Origin of the sequence: Acidovorax delafieldii (genome assembly GCF_007993815.1) — a bacterium.
GTDB lineage: Bacteria > Pseudomonadota > Gammaproteobacteria > Burkholderiales > Burkholderiaceae_C > Acidovorax > Acidovorax delafieldii.
Genome location: NZ_VJWE01000011.1, coordinates 612,574 through 637,541, shown reverse-complemented (window position 1 = coordinate 637,541; position 24,968 = coordinate 612,574). Strand labels below are relative to the sequence as shown.

The window sequence follows — 24,968 nt, the reverse complement described above, 5'->3', positions numbered from 1 at the left end:
GGTCCTTGAGGTGCAAAGGGAGTTGAAGCGGGGGATATGCGAAGTTCGGAAGGGCGCGTGGTGCCGTTTTCAGGCCACTTCAGCCGCGCCAGCCCGGGCCTTGGGCGCAGCCAGCGGGGCCGGTGTGTAGTCGCTGTAGCCATGTGCGTCGCCGCCAAACAGCGTGGCCGCATCGAACGGGGCCAGTGGCAGCCCGGCGGCATAGCGCGCAGGCAGATCGGGGTTGGCAATGAACGGGCGGCCAAACGCCACCAGGTCGGCCATGCCGGACGCGAGGATCTGTTGCGCGCGTTCGGGTGTGTACTGGCCCGCCACCATCACTCGGCCGCTGAATGCGGTGCGTAGAGCCTGGCGGAATTCATCTGGAATGCGGGGGGCGTCGTCCCAGTCGGCCTCTGCCAGGTGGATATAGGCCAGGCCCAGCGTGTCCAGCTCGCGCGCCAGGTGCAGGATGGTGGGGATGATCTCCAGGCAGTCCATGCCGCGCTGCGTGATGAACGGGGCCAGGCGCATGCCCGTGCGTTCGGCGCCGGCCTCGCTGGCCACGGCAGCGGCCACTTCGCGGGCGAAGCGGGTGCGGTTTTCCACCGGGCCGCCATAGGCGTCGGTGCGGTGGTTGGAGGTCGTGCGCAGAAACTGGTCGAGGAGATAGCCGTTGGCGCCGTGGATCTCCACGCCGTCGAACCCTGCGCGCATGGCGTTGGCGGCGGCACGGCGGAAGTCGTCCACCACGCCAGGAATCTCGGCGGCCTCCAGTGCGCGGGGCACGGGGCAGTCGAGCATGCGGCCCACGCCGTCTTCGCCTGCCACCCATACCCGTGCCGCCGGGGCCAGGGCCGAGGGCGCCACGGGCAGCCCATCGGCATGGAAGCTGGCGTGCGACATGCGGCCCACGTGCCACAGCTGCAGCACCATGCGCCCGCCCGCGGCGTGCACTGCTTCGGTCACGCGGCGCCAGCCTTGCACCTGCGCGTCGCTGTGGATGCCGGGCGTGAAGCTGTAGCCCTGGCCTTGGCGAGACACCTGGCTGGCCTCGCTGACGATCAGGCCCGCACTGGCGCGCTGGGCGTAGTAGTCGGCCATGAGCGCGTTGGGCACGTCGCCCGGCTGGCTGCTGCGGGCGCGCGTCATGGGCGCCATCACGATGCGGTGGGGCAGTGCCAGCGGCCCCATCTGCAGCGGGCGGAACAAAGCGGGTAGGGCGGTGTGTGGGGTGGTGGTCATGGCAGGGGCTCGGGTCGGCGGCAGGCCGGTGTGGAACATGATGTGAATGGTGGGCTTTCTGCAATAGTTTTTAAATCGGCGGTTGATTGAAAGAATATTCAAAGAAAATTTGAACATCAGCCCCTGGTGGTGGTGTCGTTCCATCGCCGTCGTCTTCCCTTTCCCATCCACCCTCGCCATGAAAAGCCTGCAAGACCTCGACATCTTTGTGCGCACCGTGGACAGCGGCAGTCTTTCGGCCACGGCCCGTGCACTGGACCTCACCCCCGCCGCCACGAGCGCCGCGCTCAAGCGGCTGGAGGCCGAGCTGGGCGTGGCGCTGTTCGTGCGCTCCACGCGCAGCCTGCGGCTAACGCAGGAGGGCGCGCTGTTTCTGGAGCACTGCCGCCCCGCACTCGCCGCGCTGCAGCAGGTGCAGGGCCAGCTCGCCAGCGGCCGGGCGGGCGAGCTGCGTGGCATGCTGCAGCTGGCGGCCCCGTCCGACCTGGGGCGCAATGTGCTGCTGCCCTGGCTGGATGCCTTCCAGGCACTGCACCCCGGCATCGACATCCGCCTGCAGCTGTCGGACCGCATGGCCAATGTCTACGGCGAACCGGTGGATGCCGCCTTCCGCTACGGCAAGCCGCAGGATTCGAGCCTGGTGGCGCTGCCGCTGGTCGCCGAACACCGGCGCGTGCTCTGCGCCGCCCCCTCCTACCTGGCAGCGCACGGCACGCCCGATACGCCCCACGCCTTGGCTGCGCACGATGGCCTGTGCTTCATGCTGGGCGAGGACGTGCACGACCGCTGGCGCTTCTGGGACGCATCGGGCCAGGAAGTGGTGGTCCGCGTGCGCAGCCGCAACGTGGCCAACGACGGCGACGCGGTGCACCGCTGGGCGGTGCTGGGCCGGGGCATTGCGTACAAGTCGTACTTTGATGTGGCCGACGACCTCGCCGCCGGGCGCCTGGTGCCGCTGTGCCCCGGCTGGACCACCGAGGCCGTGCCGCTCTTCCTGGTGGCGCCCAGCCGCCGCCAGTTCACGCCGCTGGTGCGGGCGCTGCGCGACTTCATGGCCGAGCGGCTGCAGGCGCTGATGGAGCGGGCGCCGCACTGAGTGCCTGTTGACGACACCCGCTGGATCGTCAACACGCTCCCAGCGCTAGCAGCAGTCGCATGCGCAGCGCCCGACCTGCTGCATGAGGCTCTGCTGGCGGCAGGGCTATCGCACGCGCGACCGGCACCCGGCCCCCGTGCGCCGCACAATCGCGCCCTTGCTGTTGCAACCCAGGGCGGCGCGCCCCCTGCGCCCACCCGCGCGGCCGGGTTCCTGGTGATGCAGCGACGGCCTTTGACGGAGAAAGACCAACATGCTGAATTTCGACTTCCACAACCCCACCCACATCGCCTTCGGCCAAGGCCGCATTGCCGACCTGGCCAAGCTCGTGCCCGCTGCCGCCAAGGTGCTGATCCTGGTGGGCGGTGCCAGCGCCGAAAAGACCGGCACCCTGGCCGAGGTGCGCGCCGCGCTGGGCGAGCGCCAGCACGCCACCTTCAGCGGCATCGAGCCCAACCCGAGCTACGAGACCTCCATGAAGGCCGTGGCGCAGATCCGCGAAGGCGGGTTTGACTTCTTGCTGGCCGTGGGGGGCGGTTCGGTGATCGACGCCACCAAGTTCATCGCGGCCGCTGTCCGTTTTGAAGGCGATGACCCCTGGGCCATCCTCGAAAAGCACGGCCGCAACGTCAAGGGCGCCATGCCGTTTGGTTCCGTGCTCACGCTGCCCGCCACAGGCTCGGAGATGAACAACGGCGGCGTCATCACCCACCGCGCCAAGGGCGCCAAGCTGTCGTTTGGCAGCGTGCACACCTACCCGGTGTTCTCGGTGCTCGACCCCACCAAGACCTACACCCTGCCACCCCAGCAACTGGCCAATGGCGTGGTGGATGCGTTTGTGCACACGGTCGAGCAGTACCTGACCTACCCGGTCAACGCACCCGTGCAGGACAGGTTTGCAGAAGGCATCCTGCAGACGCTGATCGAGATCGGCCCGCGCCTGCTGACTGCCCCCGAGCCGGTGTACGACGACCGCGCCAACCTGATGTGGGCCGCCACCATGGCGCTCAACGGCCTGATCGGCGCGGGCGTGCCGCAGGACTGGGCCACGCACATGATCGGCCACGAGCTGACGGCGCTGCATGGCATCGACCACGCGCGCACCCTGGCCATCGTGCTGCCCGCGCTGCTGAACGAGCGCCGGGTGGCCAAGCGCGCCAAGCTGCTGCAGTACGGCGAGCGCGTGTGGGGCATCACCACCGGCAGCGAGGACGAACGCATCACTGCCGCCATCGAGCGCACGCGCGATTTCTTTGAGAGCATGGGCATCGCCACCCGCCTGTCGGGCTACGGCCTGGGCAGCGAGGTGGTGAACACCGTGGTGACGCAGCTGGAAGCGCACGGCATGGTGACGCTGGGCGAACAGCGCGAGATCACCCCGGCGGTGAGCCGCCGCATCCTCGAAGCGGCGCTGTAAATGGAGGTGGACGGGGAGGGCGGGGTCCCAGGCCCTCTCTCCTGCTTGCCCCGCCTGCGCTGCATTTCGCGCCGCGCAGCAGCGTTTCGTCGCAGGGCGCTGGAGCCCGCCCCTTGCGCCGCCTACAGTGCCGTCAAGCCACCTCCTTGGGTGGCATTTGACGAAAGGCGCACCGTGACCCTCATCCTCATCCTGGCCCTCCGCTCCGCGTGGCGCAACGCCCGAGCCCCGTTGCTGGCAGCTTTTGTGGCCATGCTGGCCTGGGCCGCGCCGGCATCGGCCCAGCACGCCGGCCTGCGCACCCTGGTGGTACCGGGCGCAGAGCCCGTGACCGTGGCGCTGTTCTACCCCACGCCGGTGGTGGCGCGCACCCAGCCCATGGGGCCCTGGCGGCCCGTGGTCACGCCGGGCGCCCCGGTGGCAACCGCGCCCCTCAAGGGCCTGATCCTCATCTCGCACGGCACGGGCGGCCATGAACTGGGCCACCACAACCTGGCCACGCGCCTGGCGGCCGACGGCTATCTGGTGGCGGCGTTGCGCCACCCGGGCGACAACTGGGAAGACCGGTCGATGATTACCTCGGGCCGCTACTTCCGCGAGCGCCCCCGCCAGGTAAGCCGCGTGCTGGACGCGCTGCTGGCCAGCCCCGAATGGGGCCCCCGCATTCCGGCCGGGCGCATTGGTGCCGTGGGGCATTCGGCAGGTGGCTATACCGTGCTGGCCCTGGCCGGTGCGCAGGCCGAACCGGCCCGTGCGGCACAGCACTGCCGCAGCGTGTCGGACGACCCCGGCTTTTGCAGCCTGGGCAAGCTGCCCGCCCGTGGCCAGGCCGCTCAGACTTCCAAGGAGGCACCTGCGGCCGCCACAGCGGCACCCACGCAGGCTGGCGCCCCCGTGCTCGATGGCCCGCTGGTCTCGGTGGCAGACCCCCGCATCCGCGCCGTGGTGGCCATGGCGCCCATGGCCGTGGTGTTCACGCCAGACAGCCTGAAGGCCATCAGCGTGCCCGTGCGGCTGATGGTGGCCGAGCGCGATGCCGTGCTTGTGGGCCCCTACCATGGCGGCTATGTGGCAGCGAATTTGCCGTCTGCACAGGCCAGTACGGTGCCGGGTGCAGGCCACTTCGCCTTCATGGCCCAGTCTGTCTGGCCGCTGGCGTCCGAGGCGGGCGACGCCGCCGCCAACCCCGAAGGCTTTGACCGGGTGGCCTATCACGCCACGCTGGAGAACGAGGTGGCGGAGTTTCTGGCCAGGCAGCTGCGTTGACAGGTTGAGGGCCCGCAGGCGCGGCAGCGCCGTGCTGTAAGCCAATGCCGCAAACCTGCCCGCATCGCGGGACAACGGGCCCGATGGCTGGTACGGTGGTGGTTTGGTTTTTCCGATCAACCCCTCCCCACACCGAAAGCGACTTCCATGGCACACATTCTCATGGTTCTGACGTCCCACGACCAACTGGGCGACACCGGCAAAAAGACGGGCTTCTGGCTGGAAGAGTTTGCTGCACCGTACTACGTGTTCAAGGATGCAGGCGTGCAGATCACGCTCGCATCGCCCCAGGGCGGCCAGCCGCCCCTGGACCCCAAAAGCGACGACGAAAACGCCCAGACCGATGCCACGCGCCGCTTCAAGGCCGATGCTTCAGCGAAGCAGCAGCTGGCCAGCACCGTGCCTCTGTCCAGCGTGAAGGCCGAGGACTTTGATGCCGTGTTCTACCCCGGCGGCCACGGCCCGCTGTGGGACCTGGCCGAAGACGCGCAGTCCATTGCCCTCATCGAAAAGACCTTTGCAGCAGGCAAGCCGCTGGCGCTGGTGTGCCACGCACCCGGCGTGCTGCGCCACGCCAAGGCGCCCGACGGGTCGCCGCTGGTCAAGGGCAAGAAGGTCACGGGGTTTACCAACAGCGAAGAAGACGCGGTGCAGCTGACCCAGATCGTGCCGTTCCTGGTGGAGGACATGCTCAAGGCCAACGGCGGCGTGTATTCCAAAGGCCCCGACTGGGCGCCCTATGTGCTGACCGACGGCACGCTGATCACGGGGCAGAATCCGGCATCGTCCGAGCAGGGCGCCCATGCGTTGCTGAAGCTGTTGGGGTAAGGGGCCGCGAAGGAACCCTGCAAAGCCGCAGATCCTGCGCAGAACGGGTGTTTGCGCAGGTTAAGGGTAAAAATGGCTGCAAGCGCTAGTGGATATTGCGCGAGAAGCTATTGAATAAATAGCAAACCCGGCATCTCAAGCTGCCCTCAGGCCGTGGTGCCGACGCGGGCCCCGGCATCCATGCCGGCATCGGCGGCGCCTGTGGCCTCCACTTCCACCAGACAGTCATAAAACGTGGGCGCGCGGCCCAGGTCGGTCAGCGCCTGGCTGGTCACCTCGTTCACGTTGGTGCCGTTCAGCCCCAGCTTGCGCCACCAGATGCCCAGGCCGTTGACCACGCCGGGCCGTGCGCGGCGCGAGACGGTGGCGTGGCATAGGTAGCTGCCCCGGTCGTTGAACACGCGCACCACGGCGTCATTGGCAATGCCGCGTGCTTCGGCATCGTCGGGGTGGATCTCCAGCACGGGGCGGCCCTCGATGTTGCGCAGGCTCTGCACATTCACGAAGGTGGAGTTCAAGAAGTTGCGCGCGGGCGGCGAGATCATGGCCAGCGGGTAGCGGGCGTCCGTGCCCTGCAGTTCGTAGTTGGGCAGGTGGTCGGGTAGGCCGTCCAGGCCCTGGGCGGCCAGGCGTGCGCTGTAGAACTCGCACTTTCCAGAGGGTGATGGGAAGTTGCCTTCGGCGAACGGCGCATCGGGCAGCGCCAGCGTGGCAAAGCCTTGGCTTTCAAGCATTGCGTAGTCCACTGCATCGCCAAACGCCTGGCGGCACAGGGCCTCGTCGCTCTCGGCAAAACAGGGCTCGGCAAAGCCCATGCGCGCCGCCAGTTCGCGGAAGATCTGCGCATTGCTGCGCGCCTGGCCCTGGGGCGCAATGGCGGGACGGTTGAGCAGCACGTCGGTGTGGCCGTAGCTCAGGTGGATGTCCCAGTGCTCCAGCTGCGTGGTGGCGGGCAGGATGTAGTCGGCGTAGTCGGCCGTGTCGGTCTTGAAGTGCTCCAGCACCACGGTGAACAGGTCCTCGCGCGCAAAGCCCTGCACCACCTTGCTGGAGTCAGGCGCCACGGCCACGGGATTGCTGTTGTAGACCACGATGGCCTCCACCTTCGCACCGAAGGTGGGTGATGCCTCGCGCAGCAGGTCGTCGCCAATGGTGGACATGTTGATGGTGCGCGGTGTCTGGGCGGGCATCAGGTCGGGCCGCTGCAGCACGGCGCGCTGCGCCGGGAACTGTCCCGAGCTGGACAGCAGCACACCGCCCGCGCGGTGGCGCCAGGCGCCCGTGAGCGCAGGCAGGCAGGCCACGGCGCGCACCGCATTGCCGCCGCCGCGCACGCGCTGCATGCCGTAGTTCAGGCGGATGGCGGCGGGCTTCGTCGTGCCGTAGTCCTGGGCCAGCTGGCGAATCTGCTCCACCGGAATGCCGCACACCTCGGCCGCGCGCTCGGGCGGCCACTGCAGTGCGCGTTCGCGCAGCGGGTCCCAGCCCAGCGTGTGGCGGGCGATGTAGTCGTGGTCCAGCCAGTCGTTCGCGATCAGCTCGTGCATTAGCGCCAGGGCCAGCGCGGCGTCGGTGCCGGGGCGCAGGGCAATGTGCTCGTGGCATTTGTCGGCCGTCTCGCTCTTGCGCGGGTCGATGCACACCAGCTTGGCGCCATTGCGCTTGGCCTGCTGGGCGTAGCGCCAGAAGTGCAGGTTGCTGCCGATGGAGTTGCTGCCCCAGATGAGGATGAGCTGCGACTCGGCAAAGAACTCCACCTTCATGCCCACCTTGCCACCCAGGGTCTGCACCAAGGCCTCGGCCCCGGCCGATGCGCAGATGGTGCGGTCCAGTTGCGAGGCGCCCAGCTTGTGGAAGAAGCGTCGGTCCATGCTCTCGCCCTGCACCATGCCCATGGTGCCCGCGTAGCTGTAGGGCAGGATGGCTTCGGGCGCGCGCGCGGCGATGGTCTGCAGGCGCTTGGCGATGTCGGCCAGCGCCTCGTCCCAGGTCACAGGCACGAACTGGCCGGCCCCCTTGGCGCCCGTGCGCTTGAGCGGCGTGAGCACGCGCTCGGGGTGGTAGCTGCGCTCGGTGTACTTGCTCACCTTGGCGCACAGCGCGCCATCGGTGTGGCGGTGATCGGGGTTGCCCTGCACGCGGGTGGCCACGCCGTGCTCGTCCACGGTGGTGAGCAGGGCGCAGGTGTCGGGGCAGTCGTGGGGGCAAGCGCCGCGCACCTGAATCAGTGCCGATGGAGGGGAATTAGCGTCAGAAGGCGTGGGCATTCGGGGGCTGGATCGTTAAACTGGCTGTCAGGGTTGGAACGGGCGTGCATATGGGTCCCCCGTTTCCAAGGGGCTGCCTACCGGCAGTGCAGAGGGGCATGCCCCTTCTTTCTTCTTACAAGAGCAGAGATTTCACCATGAACCAGACAGTATTGGGGCGCAGGCAGTTTTCGGTGGGCATGGGCGCCGTGGCGCTGGGCGGGTTCGGCCTGGCGCGTGCGCAGGGCGAGGGGCGCATCGTGCTGGGGCAGTCGGCCGCCTTCACCGGCCCGGCGGCGCAGCTGGGCGTGCAGTTCAACCAGGGTGCCAAGCTCTTTTTTGACCAGCTCAACGCCCAGGGCGGCGTGGGCAAGCGCATGGTGGAAATCCGCACCATGGACGACGGCTATGAGCCCGACCGGTGCGCCGAGAACACCCGCAAGCTGATTGCCGACGAGGTGTTTGCCCTGTTTGGCTACATCGGCACTCCCACCAGCCTGGCGGCGCTGCCACTGTTCACCAAGGAGAAGGTGCCGTTTTTTGGCCCCTTTACCGGTGCCGAGGCGCTGCGCCAGCCGTTCAACCGGCTGATCTTTCATGTGCGTGCTTCCTACTACGACGAAACCGCACTCATCGTGCGCCAGCTCACCAACCTGGGGCTCAAGAAGATTGCGGTGTTCTACCAGAACGACGCCTATGGCAAGGCGGGGCTCGATGGCGTGAACCGCGCGCTGGCCGAGCTGAAGCTGACACCCGTGGCGACGGCCACCGTGGAGCGCAACTCCACGGACGTGAAAGCGGCCGTGGACAAGCTGGTGCCCGCCACGCCCGATGCCGTGGTGCAGATCACGGCCTATGCGTCGGCCGCCGCGTTTGTGCGTGCGGCGCGCAAGGCGGGCTTTGGCGGCACGTTCTACAACGTGTCGTTTGTGGGCACCCAGGCGCTGGCCGACGAGCTGGGCAAGGACGGTGCGGGTGTGGTGGTGTCGCAGGTGGTGCCCTCGCCCTACCAGCCCTCGCGCCAGATCACGCGCGAGTTTCTGGAGGCCATCAAGAAGGGCGGCGACAAGGTGCAACCCAACTACTCCAGCATGGAAGGCTATCTGGCTGCACGCGTGTTCGCCGAGGGCCTGCGCCAGGCCCAGGCCGGCGGAAAGATCACGCGCGAGAGCTTCATCACGGGCACCGAGTCCATCGGCAACCAGGTGATCTCGGGCTTTCCGGTGTCGTTCAGTGGCACCAGCCACGCAGCCTCGAAGTTTGTCGAGATGTCGATGCTGACCGGGGACGGCCGGGTCAGGACCTGATCCCGAACGTGGGGCGCGCGCGCCGGCCCCCGCCGCTCCGAAGCGATTAGCCCAGCGTGCGCGTGCGCGCCAGCCCCTGCATGAACGCCTCGCAGCGTCCCAGCTGCTCCAGGCTCACGTACTCGTCGGGCTGGTGGGCCTGCTGGATGCTGCCGGGGCCACACACCACGGTGGAGATGCCCGCGTTCTTGAACAGCCCCGCTTCGGTGCCAAAGGCCACCAGGGTGGTGCCTTTTTCGCCCGACAGCTCCTGCGCCAGGCGCGTCACCGGGTCGTCCTTGCTGCCCAGGAAGCTCGGGATTTCGCAGATGGTTTCGAATTCAAAACCCGCTGCAGGCGCCACCTTCTTCATGGCGGGCTCCAGCGATTTGGCGTAGGCCACCACCTCGGACTGCATCTGCGCGGCGTTGGCCGTGGGCAGGTCGCGGAACTCGTAGCGGAACTCGGCGTCGCGCGGCACCACATTGTCGGCAATGCCACCATGGAACTGGCCCACGCTGCTGGTGGAGAACGGCACGTCAAAGCCCTCAAAGCGGGGCTCGTTCTTTTCAAAGTCTTCCGCCATGTCGCGCACCCGGCCCACCACGCGGGCGGCCATCTCGATGGCGTTGACCGAATGCGGCGTGAGGGACGAATGCGCCTCCTTGCCACGCACGCAGCACTTGTAGCGGTACACACCCTTGTGCGCGATGGCGGGGATCATGCTGGTGGGCTCGCCCACGATGCAGGCCAGGGGCTTGATGTTCGCGTCGCGCAGGTCGGCGATGAGTTCCTTCACGCCAAAGCAGCCGATCTCCTCTTCGTAGCTGAACGCCAGATGGACCGCAAAAGGCGCGTCGCTGTTCAGGAACTGCTCTGCGTGCGAGACGGCAATGCCAATGAAGGCCTTCATGTCGGCACTGCCGCGCCCGTACAGGTTGCCGTCCTTGACCAGGGCACTCAGCGGGTCCATGGTCCAGTCCTGTCCATCCCACGGCACCGTGTCGGTATGGCCCGAAAGGATCACGCCCGCCGGCTTGCCCTCGCCCAGGGTGGCGAACAGGTTGGCCTTGGTCTTGTCGTCGTTGAAGGTCAGGCGGCTTTTCACGCCCAGCTTGGCTAGGTGGTCGCGGATGAAATGGATCAGCTCCAGATTGGAGTTATGGCTGACGGTGTTCATGCGCACCAGGGTTTGCGCAAGTTCGAGGGCGTGGGCAGAAATCATGGGTGGCTAGCGAATAACCCGGGTTGGCACGTGTGTTGCTGTCGGGCTAGACTGTGAGATCGTAAGGACACATATCATGAACGTTATTGACTCCATCGTCACCCAGGCGGCCAGTATTGCAGCGGTGCGCCGGGACATTCACGCCCACCCCGAGCTGTGCTTCGAAGAGGTGCGCACCGCCGACGTGGTGGCGCAAAAGCTCACCGAGTGGGGCATTCCCATCCACCGGGGTATGGGCAAAACGGGCGTGGTGGGCATCGTCAAGGGGCGCGACGGTGGCGCCAGTGGCCGCGCGATTGGCCTGCGCGCCGACATGGACGCACTGCCCATGCAGGAGTTCAACACCTTCGCCCACGCCAGCAAACACCAGGGCAAGATGCACGCCTGCGGCCACGACGGCCATGTGGCCATGCTGCTGGCGGCGGCCCAGCACTTTGCCAAGCACCGCAACTTTGACGGCACCGTGTACCTGATCTTCCAGCCCGCCGAAGAGGGCGGCGGCGGGGCCCGCGTGATGATAGAGGACGGCCTGTTCGAGCAGTTCCCCATGGAAGCCGTGTACGGCATGCACAACTGGCCAGGCATGCCGGTGGGCACCTTTGCCGTGAGCCCCGGCCCGGTGATGGCATCGACCAGCGAGTTCAAGATCACCCTGCGTGGCAAGGGCGGCCATGCGGCGCTGCCGCACACCGGCATCGACCCGGTGCCGATTGCCTGCGGCATGGTGCAGTCCTTCCAGACCATCATCAGCCGCAACAAGAAGCCCGTGGACGCCGGCGTGATCTCGGTCACCATGATCCACGCGGGCGAGGCCACCAACGTGATTCCCGACAGCGTCGAGCTGCAGGGCACGGTGCGCACCTTCACCACCGAAGTGACGGACCTCATTGAAAAGCGCATGCGCCAGATCGCCGAGAACCACTGTGCTGCGCACGATGCCAGCTGCGAGTTCGAGTTCGTGCGCAACTACCCGCCCACCGTCAACTCGCCCGCCGAGGCCGAATTTGCCCGCAAGGTCATGACCGGCATCGTGGGGGAAGAGCGTGTGGTGGTTCAGGAGCCCACCATGGGTGCTGAAGACTTTGCCTACATGCTGCAGGCCAAGCCCGGTGCGTATTGCTTCATTGCCAACGGCGACGGCGCCCACCGCGAGATGGGCCACGGCGGCGGCCCCTGCATGCTGCACAACCCCAGCTACGACTTCAACGATGACCTGATCCCGCTGGGCGCGACCTACTGGGTCAAGCTGGCCGAGGAATGGCTGGCCCAGCCCGCCAAAGCGGCCTGAAGCAGCTTGACGCGCCGTTGATCCTCCTCCACCCGGGCGTGCGCAGCGCGCGTGCCCGGGTTTTCTTTTTGTCTTCCCACTGACTCCTGAAAGCCCTGCCCATGACCGGAATCGTTGAAGCCTTCTCGCCCAGCTACGCCCAGGCGCGCACAAAGTTTCTGGAGGCCGCCGCAGCCGCGGGCCTGTCCATCGAATCGCACGCCCACCCGCTCAAGGGCCGCGACGGCGAAGACCTGGCCATGGACGTGGTGCGCGACGGCCCGGCCGATGCCAAAAAGCTGCTCATCGTGAGCAGCGCCTGCCATGGCGTCGAGGGCTACTGCGGCAGCGGCGTGCAGGTGTTTGCGCTGCACGATGCCGAGTGGCGCGCCAAGGCGCGCGATGCCGGTGTGGCCACGCTCTACATCCACGCGCTCAACCCCTATGGCTTCTCGCACGTGCGCCGCTTCACACACGAGAACGTGGACCTGAACCGCAACTTCCAGGACTTCAGCAAGCCCCTGCCCGTGAACACGGCCTACCGCGAGGTGCAGCCCCTGCTGCTGCCCGAGCAGTGGCCACCCGGCCCTGAGAACCAGGCAGCGGTGGCGGAGTACATCGCCACCAAGGGCGAGGCCGCGTGGCAGGCCGCCATCTCGCAAGGGCAGCACGAGTTTCCGCAGGGCGTGTTCTTTGGGGGCACCGAGCCCACCTGGAGCAACCGCACGCTGCGCCAGGTGCTGCGCCAGCACGGTGCGGCCGCGTCGAAGATCGCCTGGATCGACCTGCACACGGGCCTGGGCCCCAGCGGCCATGGCGAGCGCATCTATGCGGGCAATGACAACGCCGTGGCCGTGGCCCGCGCGCGCGCCTGGTGGGACGGCGGCGGCGCCACGCCGGTCACGTCGATCTACGACGGCTCGTCCACCTCGGCCTTCCTCACCGGCCTGATGTGGACCTCGATCTACGACGAGTGCCCCCACGCCGAGTACACCGGCATTGCCATGGAGTACGGCACCGTGCCCGTGCTCGACGTGATGAACGCCATCCGTGCCGAGCAATGGCTCCAACTGCACCCCGAAACTCCGGCTGACAAGGCTGCCCAGATCAAGGCGCAAATGCTGGCGGCCTTCTACACCGACACGGACGCGTGGAAGGGCCAGATCATCAGCCAGGCACGGCAGTCGATGTTCCAGGCAGTGGACGGGTTGACGGCCTGATTTTGTGTTCCAGAGGCCTCAGGCGCTAGTGCTATATGCCTGAGATGCTATCAATATGGTAGTTGGTGCGCAGGGGTTTGGCGGGTAGTACGGGTTCAGGAGGGTTGGGGTTGCCACCGTGGGGCGGCTACCATCGCGCCAAAAACCAGGAGACACCATGGCCTCTGACCCTCTGCGCGCGCTGAGCCGCAGCCTGCTTCGGCTGTCGGAGCAAGCCCAGCAGGTGGCCCCGCAGGACTTGCTGCACCAGGCCATGCAGACCTTGCAGGGGCTGGTGCCTTTTGATTCCGCCTGGTGGGGCGAGGTCTCGGCGGGCGATGTGCAGGTGGCACCTCGCAACTGGCTGCACGGCAGCATTGGCCTGAGCCGCAGCTTTGCCGAGGAGTGGAATGCGCTGGCGGCGGTGGACCTGTTTGGGCTGCAGTCCATGCAGCAGCTGGGGGTGGTGATCCGTGAGCGTGACGTGGTGGGCCCGTTACCCGAGCACCCGGAGGTGGCCGCCTTCAGCCAGCGCCACGGCCTGTATCACTGCATGGCCCTCACGGCCGAGCTGCCCCACAGCGGGCTCATGTTTTTTGTCTCCATCTACCGCCCGCCAACGCGGCCGGAATTCTCGGATGGAGAGACCGTGCTGTTCGGTGAATTCGTCCTGCACCTGCTGCAGCAATGGCACCACCGTCTGCAGCGCCTGCAAAGCGACACGCCCGGCCGCCCCTGGGACAGCTTTGCCCTGGCCCGGCCGTCGGGCGAACTGCTGTTTGCCGGGCTGCGCATCAGCCGGGCGTTGGGCGAAGCCAGCCCCGGCTGGCACGGCACCCACCTGCCGCCGGTGGTGGCGCAGGCGCTGGCCGGCGCGCCCTGCACCCTGTCGGTGGGCAAGGCCTGCCGCCTGCGCTTGGAGCCCTGCGGGCCACTGGTGGCCGTGAGCCTGGCGTCGCGCCAGCACAAGCAAGCCCTGGCACCGCGCGAGCTGAGCGCCGCCATGCTGTACGCCCAGGGCCGCTCGCACAAAGACATTGCGGCCACGCTGGGCCTCACGCCCGCCACGGTGCGCACCTACCTGCGCACGGCCTATGCCGCGCTGGGCGTGAGCAACAAGCTGGAGCTGGTGGCCGCGCTGCGCCACCAGTAGCGATCAGCGGCGGGGTGCCGCGCGCGGGTTTGCGGGGCTCGGTAGTTTCCCGCTCCCTCTGCATTTGCAGAGGCTGCAACCGTGCCGCCTTTTCCTATCGTCCGCACCGGAGTCCAGACACCGGTGCGGGCCAGACCGCCGCCCGGCCTGGGCTCCTGAAGAACCGTCATAACAGGAGACCCTTGCATGTTCCCGAACCCCCACCCCTTCGCCGTGGCGCCCCGACGCCACCCTCACCCCCTGGCACGCGCAGGGCGACGGACCGCTGCCTGCACCCTGGGTGCTGTGGCAGCCCTGGCCCTGACCGCCTGCGGCGGCGGCGGCAGCGACGCCAATCCCCCGCTGGCCAGCAAGCCCCTGGCTGAGGCCTGCGCCGCCTACGCATCCACCGCCTTGCCCCATGGCGCCAAGGTCACCCGTACCGAGCTGCGCAGGGCCGAGGGCACGTTGCCCGACGTGTGCATCGTGCGCGGGCAGATCGTCTCGTCGCCCGAGTCCACCATCAACTGGGCGGTGGAGCTGCCCACGCTGGCCCAGTGGAACGGCAAGACGCTGACCATTGGTGGTGGCGGCTTTGACGGCTTCATCCCCACCGACGACCCGTGGTACCAGCAGCTGGTGGGCGCGTCGGCCAACCCGTACGTGAAGATCAGCTCCGACTCCGGCCACCAGATCCGCGGCTTTGCCTGGGGCAAGAGCGACGTGGCGCTGCGCAACCACGCGTTCGACGCCAACCATTTCGTCCTGGAGGTGGGCACTTCCATCGCCACCGAGTTCTATGGCAAGCGCCCCGTGCGGCGCTACCACATGGGCCATTCCAACGGCGGTCGGTCGGGGCTCATCTCCACGCAGAAGTACCCCAAGGACTACGACGGCGTGGTGGCCATGGAGCCCGCCATCAGCCAGCAGGCGCACCAGGTCAACCTGGGGCCCACGGTGCTGCGCCACATCTTCAAGAGCCGCGACAACTGGATGAGCCCCGCCAAGATCGCGCTGTATGCCAAAGCCGAGGTGGCGGCGTGTGATGGCCTCGATGGCCTGAAGGACGGCATCATCGGCAACATCGAGGCGTGCAACTACGTGCCCACCGAGCTGCTGTGCCAGGGTGCGGACAACGACAGCTGCCTCACGGCCGGCCAGATCGAATCCATCCGCCTCATCTACAGCGACCACAAGACACCCGTGACCCTGTCGCGCGGTGCCGTGGGCTACCCGCGCTATGGCCGGGGCGGGGCGTCCACGTCGGACTGGCAGTCGTACATGTTCGGCACCAGCTTTGACGCGCCCGATTCGTTCAACCACATGGCCGTGACGGAAGCTGCGCGCCTGGTGGAGGGCAACCTCAACGCCAACATCCTGAGCCACGACCCCACGCAATACCAGGCGCAGTACGCGCGGCTGGCCGAGATGATCGATGGCACGGACCCCGACATCTCCGCCTTTGCCGACAACGGCGGCAAGCTGCTGATCTGGTACGGCCTGGGCGACACCTGCGTGTCGCTGTACCGCACGGCGGAATACTTCGACACGGTGAAGCAGCGCCTGGGCGCCAGCAAGGTGCAGGGCTTTGCGCGCATGGTCACCTCGCCCTCCAACGGGCATGACCTGGACGGCGCGGGCACCGAGCCGCGCTCCATCGACCTGCTCGCCGCCATGGACGCCTGGGTGGAAAAGGGCGCGGCGCCTGACAAGCTGGTCGCCACGAAGTTCGCCCCCGGCACCAGCACCCCCGTGGCGCAGCGCCCGGTGTGCGAGTACCCCAAGTTCCCGCGCTACAACGGCACGGGCGATCCGGCCAAGGCCGAGAGCTTTACCTGCTCTGCGACCTGAACGCGGCGCTGGATGCAAAAAGGCACGCCCCTGGGCGTGCTTTTTTTTTGTGTCCAGTCGTCAGGATGCCAGCGCGCGCATCTCTGCGATCAGGTCCGACTTGCCTTCGAAGCCGATGCCCGGCAGCGGCGGCAGCGTCACGTAGCCGTTCTCGACCTTCACGCCATCGGGGAAGCCACCGTAGGGCTGGAACAGATCGGGGTAGCTCTCGTTGCCGCCCAGGCCCAGGCCTGCCGCGATCGCCAGCGACATCTGGTGGCCCCCGTGTGGAATGCAGCGGCTGGGGGACCAGCCGTATTCCTTGAGCATGTCGAGCGTGCGCAGGTACTCCACCAGGCCGTAGCTGAGCGCGCAGTCAAACTGCAGCCAGTCGCGGTCCTTGTGCATGCCGCCGTGGCGGATCAGGTTGCGCGCGTCCTGCATCGAGAACAGGTTCTCGCCCGTGGCCATGGGGCCCTTGTAAACCTCGCCCAGCTTCGCCTGCAGCTCGTAGTCCAGCGGGTCGCCCGCTTCTTCGTACCAGAACAGCGGGTACTGCGACAGGGCCTTGCCGTAGTCGATGGCGGTCTTCAGGTCGAAGCGGCCGTTGGCGTCCACTGCCAGTTGCTGTCCCGGGCCCAGGATCTTGAGCACTGACTCGATGCGCTCGCAGTCTTCGGCCAGCGTGGCCCCGCCGATCTTCATCTTGACCACCGAGTAGCCGCGCGCCAGGTAGCTTTCCATTTCCTTCTTGAGGCCGTCCAGGCCCTTGCCGGGGTAGTAGTAGCCCCCGGCGGCGTAGACAAACACGCGCGGGTTGGGTGTGCCGTTGCCATAGCGCTCGGCCAGCAGCTGGAACAGCGGCTTGCCCGCAATCTTGGCCGTGGCGTCCCACACGGCCATGTCGATGGTGCCCACGGCCACCGAGCGCTCGCCGTGGCCGCCGGGTTTTTCGTTGATCATCATGCGGGCCCAGACCTTGTGCGGGTCCAGGTTCTCGCCCGTCTCGTCCAGCAGGCTGGCCGGCTCAGCCTCCAGCACGCGGGGGATGAATCGGTCGCGCATCAGCGCGCCCTGGCCGTAGCGGCCGTTGGAGTTGAAGCCGTAGCCGATCACCGGCTTGCCATCGCGGATCACGTCGGTGACCACGGCCACGAGGCTCAGCGTCATCTTCGAGAAGTCGATGTAGGCGTTGCGGATGTCCGACTTGATGGGACGGGTCGATTCGAGGATGTTGACGATCTTCATGGTGGTCGCGTTGGTTGGCAAAGAGGGAAAGGGGCGGGATCAAAAGGAAAGATCAGCGGGCGAGCGAAGAGCCCCCGCAGATCGCGATGTCCTGCCCCGTGATGGCGGCGGCAGATTCAGACAGAAGAAAGCCCACCAGTGCGGCAATCTCGGCAGGCTCGATCAGGCGGCCGATGGGCGGCAGGCGCGGTGCACTGCCCTGGCGGGCGGGGTCGTTCAGCATGCCGGTGGCGGTGGCTGCGGGCGAGACGACATTCACCGTCACGCCCTGCGCGGCCACCTCGGCGGCCCAGCTGCGCGCCAGTGCAATCAGCGCGGCCTTGGTCGCGGCGTACTGACCGCGCCCGGCCATGCCCTGCGCCACGCGGCTGCCAATGAACACCACGCGCCCCTGACCGCACTGGGCCATGCCGGGCACGATGGCATCGGCCAGCCGGGTGGCGGCATCCACATGCAGGCGCCACATCAGCTCGCCGCCCGCATGGTCGAGCTGGCCCAGCGGCCCCACGCGCAGCACGCCGGCCGCATGGACCAGCGCGTCCACGCCGGGCAGTGCAGCGGCCACGCGGGCAATGTCTGCGCCATCGGCCAGGTTGGCCGGTGTATGGGTGAACGAGGGGTGAACGACCGTCGCCTGGGCCACATCCAGGCCCGTCACGCGCCAGCCGCCGGCCAGCAGCGACTCGACGATGCTGCGGCCTATGCCGCTGCTGCTACCGGTGACGATGGCGTGGCGGGTATTACTCGACACGGATGTTCCCTTCGGTGACGATCTTCTGCGAGCGCTCCATGTCGCTGCGCTGGAACTTCGCAAAATCCTCCACGCTGCCCGGTGTGGTCAGCAGCCCTTGCTCCTTGAGCTTGGGCGTCATCTCGGCCAGTGCCTTGTTCACCTCGGTGTTCAGCCGCTGGGTGATGTCCGCCGGCAGCTTGGCCGGGCCCCACAGGCCATACCAGCTGTAGAACTCGTAGCCCGGAATCGTCTCGCCCACCGTGGGCACGTCGGGCAAGCTCGCGGCGCGCTGGGCGGAGGTGACGGCCACCACGCGCAGCATGCCGCTCTTGTGGTACTGCAGAGATCCCAGGATGGGGTCGATGAACCCGTCGATCTGCCCGCCGATCAGGTCCTGGAACGCAGGCGCCGTGCCCTTGTAGGGCACGATCAGGTAGTCGAGGTTGCCTGCGCGCTTGAGCAGTTCGGTCGAGAGGTGCCCGGCCGACCCGATGGAGCCCACGGCGAAGGTCATCTTGCCGGGGTTGGCTTTGGCGTAGGCCATCAGCGACTTGATGTCGGTGACCGGCAGGTTCTTGTTGATGGCCACCGACAACGGGGCCTTGGCCACCAGCGCCACGGGCGTGAAGTCCTTGACCACGCCGTAGGGCACGGACTTCATGGTCATGGGCGCCGTGGTGAAGGTGGATGCGTTGAACAGCAGCGTGTAGCCGTCGGCCGGTGCCTTGGCCACCACGTCGCCGCCGATCACGCCGTTGCCGCCCGCCTTGTTCTCGACGATGAAGTTCTGGCCCATCTGGTCGCCCAGCTTTTGCGCGAGCATGCGGCCCACGGTGTCGAGCGTGCCGCCTGGCGGAAAGGGGATGACCATCCGGATGGGCTTGGCGGGGTAAGCCTGCGCAAAGCTGCTGGCCGCCATCGCGAGTGTGGCTAAACCCAGGGCGGCGCGAATGAAAAGGTGGCGTTGCATGGTGTCTTGTCTCCTTGTCGGTTTTCTTGTGTGCAATGAGGCGCGGGGGACTCAAAATCCCCCGCGCCTCGCAGGGACCGCTCAGCGCTTGAGCAGGCCGGCCTGCTTCACCGCAGCGCGCAGCGCTTCGAACTCCTTGGCGTTGGGCGCCTCGGTCGGTGGGCGCACGGTGGCGTCGTCGATCACGCCTGCCAGGTACATGCCACCCTTCATGCGGGCGTGGGCCTCGCCAGTGGGCTCGCCGCCGCCATACACCGCGTCCTTCAGGGGCGTGATGACAGCCTGCACCGCCATGGCTTTCTTCAAGTCGCCGGCCTTCACCGCATTCCACAGATCGATGATGAGCTGGTGGATGAAGGTGGCAAAGCCCACCAGCGCGCCGTCCACGCCCTGCACCATCGAGGCCAGCAGGTACTCGTCGTGGCAGGTCAGGATGGCCTTGGACGCGTCGGCCTCGCGGATCGCCTGGATGTCGCGGGCGTACTTGTTCATGTCGCGCTGGCCCACCTTGAAGGCCTGCAGGTAGGGCAACCGGGCCAGGTCGGCCAGCAGCTGCGACGAGTACGAGGCACGCGTCCAGGCCGGGTAGACGTGGCAGACCAGATCGGCGTTGGGCGCCGCCTTGTGGATGGCCTCGAAGTACTGCAGTGCGTGGCCGGGCGTGAAGCCAAAGCGCAGCCAGTGGTGCGGGGGCATCACGTCCAGCGCCACGGCACCAGCCTCGACGGCAGCGCGGGCATGGTCGGCCGCGTCGGCCAGGCCTTCGCAGACGATGGACGAAATGACAGGCATGCGCCCCTTGAGTTCGTCGGCCACGATGCGGGTGACCTCGGCGCGTTCAGCCGGTGTGAGGGAGAACACCTCGCCGGTGTGGCCGTTGGTCATGACGGCCACCACGCCCTCGTGGCCCGCCAGCCAGGCGGCGAGCTTGCGCAGCGCGGGCTCGTCGATGCGGTGGTCGGGGGTGAAGGGGCACGAGATGGCGGGGGTGATCCCGCGATAATTCGAGATGGCAGGCATGCTTTCTTGTCTCCGTTGGAAAAGCTGGTGAACAACGGGGTGGATCATTCCGCGCCATGCTGCAGCGGTCCAATACTCGAATCGCATACAACTATCTACCGATCCATCGCGGAGACACATGGGACCCGGCAATCGACCCCTGGACCTGGAATGGCTGGAGGATTTCCTCGCCCTGGCCGAGACGGGCAATTTCTCGCGCGCGGCGGAGGCCCGCGCCATTGCCCAGCCCGCCTTCAGCCGCCATATCCGCGCACTGGAAGACTGGGTGGGCGTGGAGCTGTTCGACCGCAGTGCCCATCCCGCGGCGCTCACGGCGGCAGGCCAGCGCTTTCTGCCGCTGCTCGAAACCATCTTGGCCAATCTGGAGGCTGCCCGCATCAAGGCCCGTGCTGCACACGACCTGGCGGCTGCCAGCCTGCGCTTTGCGGCCACGCACGTGCTTTCGCTCACGTTCTTTCCGCGCTGGCTGGTGGGCATGGAGGCCCGGCTGCGGCTGGGGCCTATCCAGACCATGTCCGACAGCTCGCAGGCCTGCGAAGACCTGATGCTCCAGCGGCGTGTGCAGTTTGTGCTGTGCCATGGCCACGCCGAGGTGCCGGGGCGCCTGGACGAGGCGCAGTACCCGATGTGCCGCCTGGCGGACGACCGGCTGCTGCCAGTCAGTGCGCCACAGCCCGGCGGCGCAGCAGGCCAGGCGCTGCATGCGCTGGGCCAGCAGGCCCCGGTGCCCGTGCTGGCCTACAGCGAGGCGTCGGGCCTGGGCCGCATCATGCGGGCCCGCATGCGCGGGGTGTTTGCTGACGGTGCTGACGGCCCGGTGGCGGTGGTGTTCACCGCGCACCACGCGGTGTTGCTCAAGACCCTTGCCCAGGAAGGGCGGGGCGTGGCCTGGCTGCCCGAAAGCCTGATTGCCGACGAGTTGCGCGCCGGCACGCTGGTGGCTGCCGGTGGCGCCGACTGGAACGTGCCGGTGCAGATCCGCCTGTACCGCCAGCGCGCCGAGATGTCGCCAGTGGCCGAGTCCTTGTGGGAACTGGCGGTGGCGCAGGTGGCACCGCAGGCCTGAGCGCTTGCCGTTCCCCTGGCTGGCAGCCGATTCTTAAAGGCCCAGGTCGCTCAGCCCCGGATGGTCGTCCGGCCGGCGCCCCAGCGGCCAGAAGAACAGCCGGTCCGCGGCCTGGATGGGGTGGTCGTTGATGCTGGCGTGGCGCACGGCCATCAGGCCTGCGTCGTTGAACTCCCAGTTCTCGTTGCCATAGCTGCGGTACCACTGGCCTGCGTCGTCATGCCATTCGTAGGCAAACCGCACGGCGATGCGGTGGCCGCTGAACGCCCACAGCTCCTTGATGAGGCGGTAGTCCAGTTCGCGTGCCCACTTGCGCTCCAGCAACAGCCGGGCGGCCTCGCGGCCCACGGGGAACTCGGTGCGGTTGCGCCAGCGCGTGTCCTCTGTGTAGGCCAGGGCCACGCGTGCAGGGTCGCGCGAGTTCCAGCCGTCTTCGGCTAGGCGCACTTTCTGGACGGCGGTGTGTTGGGTAAAGGGGGGCAAAGGCGGGCGTGTTTCCATGGGAACCTCGACGGTGAAGGATTGATGTAGACAGGTCTGTCTACGTGCCATCATAAAGCCATGTAGACAGACTTGTCTACAATGAGCGAATGACCTTTGATCCTCTCCCTGTCGGCTGGCAAGACCTGCCCGCCCGAGACCGCCTGCTGCACACGGCGCACGCGCTGTTCTACCGGGATGGCATCCGCGCCACGGGCATCGACCGGGTGATTGCGGAGTCTGGCGTGACCAAGGTGACCTTCTACCGGCATTTCCCGAGCAAGAACGCGCTCATCTGTGCGTATCTGGAGTACCGGCACGCGGGCTGGATGGGCTGGTTCGCCGACGCGCTGCAGCGCCATGCGCACGCGCTGCCCTCAGGGGCGGATCGCACGCGGGCATTGGCGCCTGCCCTGGCGGAATGGTTGGGCAGCAAGCACTTTCGGGGCTGTGCCTTCATCAACAGCGTGAGCGAGCTGGGAGACACCGTGCCGGAGGTGCTGGAGATTGCGCAGCGCCACAAGCGCGACATGACGGCGTTGCTGGCTGCCTTGTTGCCAGCGCCTTCCCACCGTGCGCAGGACGCGCAGGCGCTCACCCTGGTGGTGGAGGGCGCCATCGTGCGTGCGCAGATGGGCGAACCTGTCGCCGCGGTGGTGGCCGCAGTGTCCCGCCTGACGGATGCGTTGGTGGCGGCGCCTCCTCAGCGCAAGGGGTGAGCCTGTCGGTCGATAGAAAAGATGGGAACGCTCCTGGTGGTCGACCGGGCGGTCAGTCCAGTCGCGCGCCTTGTGTGGCTCCGTGGCGGGTGCGCTGGTCGTACTGCTTCTCGCGCGCCACGTGGTCCTGCAGCAGCCGGTGGCCCAAGGCGTTGGCTTCGCGCTCCAGCGTGGCGCAGTCGGGCGCTGCGGGCATCTGGCGGATGGCCTGGTCAATGGCCTGCGCTGCGTCGCGCCCGATCTGCACATGGCCTTGCTCGTGGTGGGACAGCGCCTGCAAATAGCGGTCAAAAACCGCCTGCTGCGAAGGGCTGGCGGCCTGCAGGTCGGGCAGCTGCACTTCGGTGCGCAGCCGGGTGTTGACTTCGGTGATCGCACAGCGGCCCGAGGCCTCGCGCCACCAGCGGAAGGTCCAGCGCACGTTCCAGCGGGTGTAGCCATGAAAGCGCTGTCCACCCACCGAAATGGGGGTTGCAGCATGCAGGGCATCGCGCAGTGTCTCTCCGGGCTGGGCGCGCACCACGTAGGGCCGCTGGGTGCTTTCTTCCTCCACGGCCGCGTGTGCCCCACCCGCAGACAGCAGCAAGGCCACCACCCACCCGAGACGCACGCAGCGTGGTGGCTCTGGCAACGCAGATGCGTTCAGTCGCCCCACGGCAGCATCAGCGTGAGCAGCGACAGCTGGTCGAACTCGGGCGCAAAGGCATCAATGATCTGCTGCGGCTCGGGGCACAGGGTGGTGTCGGTGATCACGCCAAACTGTACGCCGCCGCCGTAGCTGAGGATGGAGACCCCCAGGCCGATGTCACCCGACTGCGGTACCCAGAACATGCACTGCGTGACGCGTGCGCCGCACAGCGTGAGCTGCTCCTTGGGGCCGGGCACGTTGGTCATCACCGCCGTGGTCTTGCGGCCAAACAGGTTGAGCAGTGCGTCCTGCGCGGGCTTGATCATCAGGCCTGCCACGGCGAGCATGGCAAACGCCAGGATGGGCTGGGTGCTGCCCTTGAGCGCGTTCATGCGCTTGCGCACTTCGTACACGCGCTCGACTGGGTTGGCCACGCCGATGGGCAGCACCAGCGGCACCAGGCCAAAGCGGTTGCCCAGCTTCCAGGCCTCTTCCATGGGGCGTAGGTTGACCGGAATCATGGCGCGGATCTCCTGGCCCGTGGGGTCGTCGCCCTGGCTGCGCAGGTAGCCGCCGATGGCGCCCGCCACGCACGACAGCAACACATCGTTGATGGAGCAGTTGAGTGCTTTGCCGATGGCCTTGACCTCTTCGAGCGGAATCGGTGGGCACCAGGCCACGCGCTTGGCGCTACCGGGCTGGCCCTTCAGGCGCGTGGGGGAGTCGTCAGGCATCAGCGCCAATGCTGCCGCATCGCTGACGAGCTGGTAGGCCACGCGGGCCATGTCCATGGTGCCGGTCAGCCCGTGGTGCATGGCCTTTTCCGGGTCTCCCAGCATCTGCAACGACTTGGCGGCGCTGTCGCCCGCCAGGTCCAGGGCCTTGACGGTGAGGCCGGTGAAGGGCTTGATGAGTGCGTCGGCGATCCAGTCCTCGGCGGTGGCGGCTTCCTTGTCTGCCCGCGCCTTGCGCTTGGGGGGCTCCGAGCCGCCGTCCACCAGCGACATGGTCACCGAGATGAGTGCAATGCCGTCGGCAATGCAGTGGTGGATGCGCACGATGAGCGCGCTGCCTTTCGCGCCGTCATCACCCACAAAGTCTTCGATCAGGTGCATTTGCCACAGCGGGCGGCGTGTATCGAGCGGCTGCATGGCGAGTTCGCCCACGCGGTCCTGCAGTGCGCGCTGCATGCTGTGGCCTGTGCGGTGGGGCAGCTTTTCGCGCAGCACATGCGCAGCGATGTCGAAGTTGCGGTCCTCCACCCAGGTGGCGCCTGCGGCATCTTCCACCACCCGCTGGCGAAAGCGCGGGTACTGCAGCAGGCGCTGCTGTACGCGTTCGCACAAGGCCTCCCAGGTGATGCCGGGTGACAGGGTCCACACGCCGTTGATCATCATCAGGTTGCTGTGCGAATCCATGCGCAGCCAGGCGGTATCGACCTTGCTCATGCGTTCGCCCGACAGGCCCAGCATGCCGGTGGCCGCGCGGCGCACGTTCTTCTGCACCACGGTGGCGGCCTTGCGGGCTGCGGGGGGCAGGGCCTGGGCGGCCTTGCGTGCCACCTCAGGCGCCTGGTCGCGCATGGTGCGCAGGGGGCTCGTGCTGAGGCCGGGGGCGGCTTTGCGGGGGGCTGGAATGCGGGTCACCATCAGATGTACACCTATTGTTTGATTTTTGGGGGCTTGCCTCTATGGATTGAGCGGCCCCGGGCCGTGCTCAGCCCGTAAGATACAACGCAGCAAACCCTTGCCGACACCGTTCTTTCCCTCCCCCCACACATCCCAAGGAGCACACCCACATGGCCGACCTCAATGCCACCTTCGAAGCCGCCGTGGCCAATTCCAAGAACCTGAGCGAGCGTCCCGACAACGCCACGCTGCTCAAGATCTACGCGCTGTACAAGCAAGCCACCGCCGGCGACAACACCGAGAAGAAGCCCAGCTTCTCCGACATGGTGGGCCGTGCCAAGTGGGACGCCTGGGAAAAGCTCAAGGGCACGGGCGCCGATGAGGCCAAGCAGCAGTATGTGGACCTGATCACGTCGCTGAGCTGATACGGAGCTCCTTCCAAAGAAAAAGGCGACCTCGG

General features: G+C 67.3%; 22 protein-coding genes. 12 read left to right on the top strand and 10 right to left on the bottom strand.

The window, feature by feature from the left end; translation table 11 throughout:
• Window positions 1–69: 69 nt before the first annotated feature.
• Complete coding sequence (locus ATF69_RS05655; protein WP_146870165.1) at window positions 70–1,224, bottom strand: alkene reductase; 1,155 nt, start codon at window positions 1,222–1,224, stop codon at window positions 70–72.
• A gap of 178 nt (window positions 1,225–1,402) precedes the next feature.
• Here ATF69_RS05655 and ATF69_RS05650 point away from each other — a divergent pair, with 178 nt between their 5' ends.
• From ATF69_RS05650 to ATF69_RS05635, 4 genes are all read left to right on the top strand, one after another.
• Window positions 1,403–2,320, top strand: coding sequence for a LysR family transcriptional regulator (locus tag ATF69_RS05650; RefSeq protein ID WP_146870164.1), 918 nt, complete (start codon window positions 1,403–1,405; stop codon window positions 2,318–2,320).
• A 253-nt stretch (window positions 2,321–2,573) separates the two neighbouring features.
• Entirely contained in the window at window positions 2,574–3,737 is a 1,164-nt protein-coding gene (locus ATF69_RS05645; protein WP_146870163.1) for an iron-containing alcohol dehydrogenase, read from the top strand.
• Between the two features lie 174 nt (window positions 3,738–3,911).
• On the top strand, window positions 3,912–5,003 hold the full coding sequence (locus ATF69_RS05640) for an alpha/beta hydrolase family protein (protein ID WP_233193818.1): 1,092 nt from the start codon (window positions 3,912–3,914) through the stop codon (window positions 5,001–5,003).
• Between the two features lie 147 nt (window positions 5,004–5,150).
• Window positions 5,151–5,831, top strand: a complete 681-nt coding sequence (locus ATF69_RS05635; RefSeq protein ID WP_108499655.1) for a type 1 glutamine amidotransferase domain-containing protein — start codon at window positions 5,151–5,153, stop codon at window positions 5,829–5,831.
• A gap of 146 nt (window positions 5,832–5,977) precedes the next feature.
• On the opposite strand, the gene ATF69_RS05630 is transcribed toward ATF69_RS05635, so the two are convergent.
• Window positions 5,978–8,098, bottom strand: a complete 2,121-nt coding sequence (locus tag ATF69_RS05630; protein ID WP_146870162.1) for a molybdopterin-containing oxidoreductase family protein — start codon at window positions 8,096–8,098, stop codon at window positions 5,978–5,980.
• Between the two features lie 137 nt (window positions 8,099–8,235).
• On the opposite strand from ATF69_RS05630, the gene ATF69_RS05625 reads away from it, so the two are divergent.
• The gene (locus tag ATF69_RS05625) at window positions 8,236–9,384 is read left to right on the top strand and encodes an ABC transporter substrate-binding protein (protein WP_056745736.1); all 1,149 of its coding nucleotides are present in this window, start codon (window positions 8,236–8,238) and stop codon (window positions 9,382–9,384) included.
• A 46-nt stretch (window positions 9,385–9,430) separates the two neighbouring features.
• Here ATF69_RS05625 and argE read toward each other — a convergent pair whose 3' ends face one another.
• On the bottom strand, window positions 9,431–10,588 hold the full coding sequence (gene argE, locus ATF69_RS05620; RefSeq protein ID WP_056745734.1) for an acetylornithine deacetylase: 1,158 nt from the start codon (window positions 10,586–10,588) through the stop codon (window positions 9,431–9,433).
• Window positions 10,589–10,664: 76 nt separating this feature from the next.
• Here argE and ATF69_RS05615 point away from each other — a divergent pair, with 76 nt between their 5' ends.
• The 4 genes from ATF69_RS05615 (at window position 10,665) to ATF69_RS05600 (ending at window position 16,037) form a co-directional block, all read left to right on the top strand.
• Entirely contained in the window at window positions 10,665–11,876 is a 1,212-nt protein-coding gene (locus ATF69_RS05615; protein WP_099731436.1) for a M20 aminoacylase family protein, read from the top strand.
• 101 nt (window positions 11,877–11,977) lie between these two features.
• The gene (locus ATF69_RS05610) at window positions 11,978–13,075 is read left to right on the top strand and encodes a M14 family metallopeptidase (RefSeq protein WP_146870161.1); all 1,098 of its coding nucleotides are present in this window, start codon (window positions 11,978–11,980) and stop codon (window positions 13,073–13,075) included.
• Window positions 13,076–13,232: 157 nt separating this feature from the next.
• The gene (locus ATF69_RS05605) at window positions 13,233–14,207 is read left to right on the top strand and encodes a helix-turn-helix transcriptional regulator (protein WP_056745727.1); all 975 of its coding nucleotides are present in this window, start codon (window positions 13,233–13,235) and stop codon (window positions 14,205–14,207) included.
• A gap of 186 nt (window positions 14,208–14,393) precedes the next feature.
• Window positions 14,394–16,037 (top strand): tannase/feruloyl esterase family alpha/beta hydrolase, encoded by a 1,644-nt coding sequence (locus ATF69_RS05600; protein ID WP_244303661.1) that lies wholly within the window; start codon window positions 14,394–14,396, stop codon window positions 16,035–16,037.
• Between the two features lie 60 nt (window positions 16,038–16,097).
• On the opposite strand, the gene ATF69_RS05595 is transcribed toward ATF69_RS05600, so the two are convergent.
• The 4 genes from ATF69_RS05595 to ATF69_RS05580 all read right to left on the bottom strand — a co-directional run bounded on the left by ATF69_RS05595 (window position 16,098) and on the right by ATF69_RS05580 (window position 19,987).
• Window positions 16,098–17,264: a mandelate racemase/muconate lactonizing enzyme family protein gene (locus ATF69_RS05595; protein ID WP_146870160.1), complete on the bottom strand. Its 1,167-nt coding sequence runs from the start codon at window positions 17,262–17,264 to the stop codon at window positions 16,098–16,100.
• Window positions 17,265–17,316: 52 nt separating this feature from the next.
• A complete protein-coding gene (locus ATF69_RS05590) occupies window positions 17,317–18,015 on the bottom strand; it encodes an SDR family NAD(P)-dependent oxidoreductase (RefSeq protein WP_146870159.1) in 699 nt (232 codons plus the stop codon).
• On the bottom strand, window positions 18,005–18,967 hold the full coding sequence (locus tag ATF69_RS05585; RefSeq protein ID WP_146870158.1) for a Bug family tripartite tricarboxylate transporter substrate binding protein: 963 nt from the start codon (window positions 18,965–18,967) through the stop codon (window positions 18,005–18,007). The genes ATF69_RS05590 and ATF69_RS05585 overlap by 11 nt, the downstream gene beginning before the upstream one ends.
• Window positions 18,968–19,048: 81 nt before the next feature.
• Complete coding sequence (locus ATF69_RS05580) at window positions 19,049–19,987, bottom strand: dihydrodipicolinate synthase family protein (RefSeq protein ID WP_146870157.1); 939 nt, start codon at window positions 19,985–19,987, stop codon at window positions 19,049–19,051.
• A 118-nt stretch (window positions 19,988–20,105) separates the two neighbouring features.
• On the opposite strand from ATF69_RS05580, the gene ATF69_RS05575 reads away from it, so the two are divergent.
• On the top strand, window positions 20,106–21,053 hold the full coding sequence (locus ATF69_RS05575) for a LysR family transcriptional regulator (RefSeq protein ID WP_146870156.1): 948 nt from the start codon (window positions 20,106–20,108) through the stop codon (window positions 21,051–21,053).
• Window positions 21,054–21,086: 33 nt separating this feature from the next.
• Here ATF69_RS05575 and ATF69_RS05570 read toward each other — a convergent pair whose 3' ends face one another.
• Entirely contained in the window at window positions 21,087–21,554 is a 468-nt protein-coding gene (locus tag ATF69_RS05570) for a nuclear transport factor 2 family protein (protein WP_146870155.1), read from the bottom strand.
• A gap of 89 nt (window positions 21,555–21,643) precedes the next feature.
• Here ATF69_RS05570 and ATF69_RS05565 point away from each other — a divergent pair, with 89 nt between their 5' ends.
• Window positions 21,644–22,252 carry a TetR/AcrR family transcriptional regulator gene (locus tag ATF69_RS05565; RefSeq protein ID WP_146870154.1) on the top strand — a complete coding sequence of 203 codons (609 nt, stop codon included), beginning with the start codon at window positions 21,644–21,646 and terminating at the stop codon, window positions 22,250–22,252.
• 52 nt (window positions 22,253–22,304) lie between these two features.
• Here ATF69_RS05565 and ATF69_RS05560 read toward each other — a convergent pair whose 3' ends face one another.
• Entirely contained in the window at window positions 22,305–22,862 is a 558-nt protein-coding gene (locus ATF69_RS05560) for a DUF922 domain-containing Zn-dependent protease (protein WP_146870153.1), read from the bottom strand.
• Between the two features lie 32 nt (window positions 22,863–22,894).
• The gene (locus tag ATF69_RS05555; protein WP_146870152.1) at window positions 22,895–24,529 is read right to left on the bottom strand and encodes a wax ester/triacylglycerol synthase family O-acyltransferase; all 1,635 of its coding nucleotides are present in this window, start codon (window positions 24,527–24,529) and stop codon (window positions 22,895–22,897) included.
• Between the two features lie 149 nt (window positions 24,530–24,678).
• Here ATF69_RS05555 and ATF69_RS05550 point away from each other — a divergent pair, with 149 nt between their 5' ends.
• Window positions 24,679–24,933, top strand: a complete 255-nt coding sequence (locus ATF69_RS05550) for an acyl-CoA-binding protein (protein ID WP_055397012.1) — start codon at window positions 24,679–24,681, stop codon at window positions 24,931–24,933.
• Window positions 24,934–24,968 lie beyond the last annotated feature (35 nt).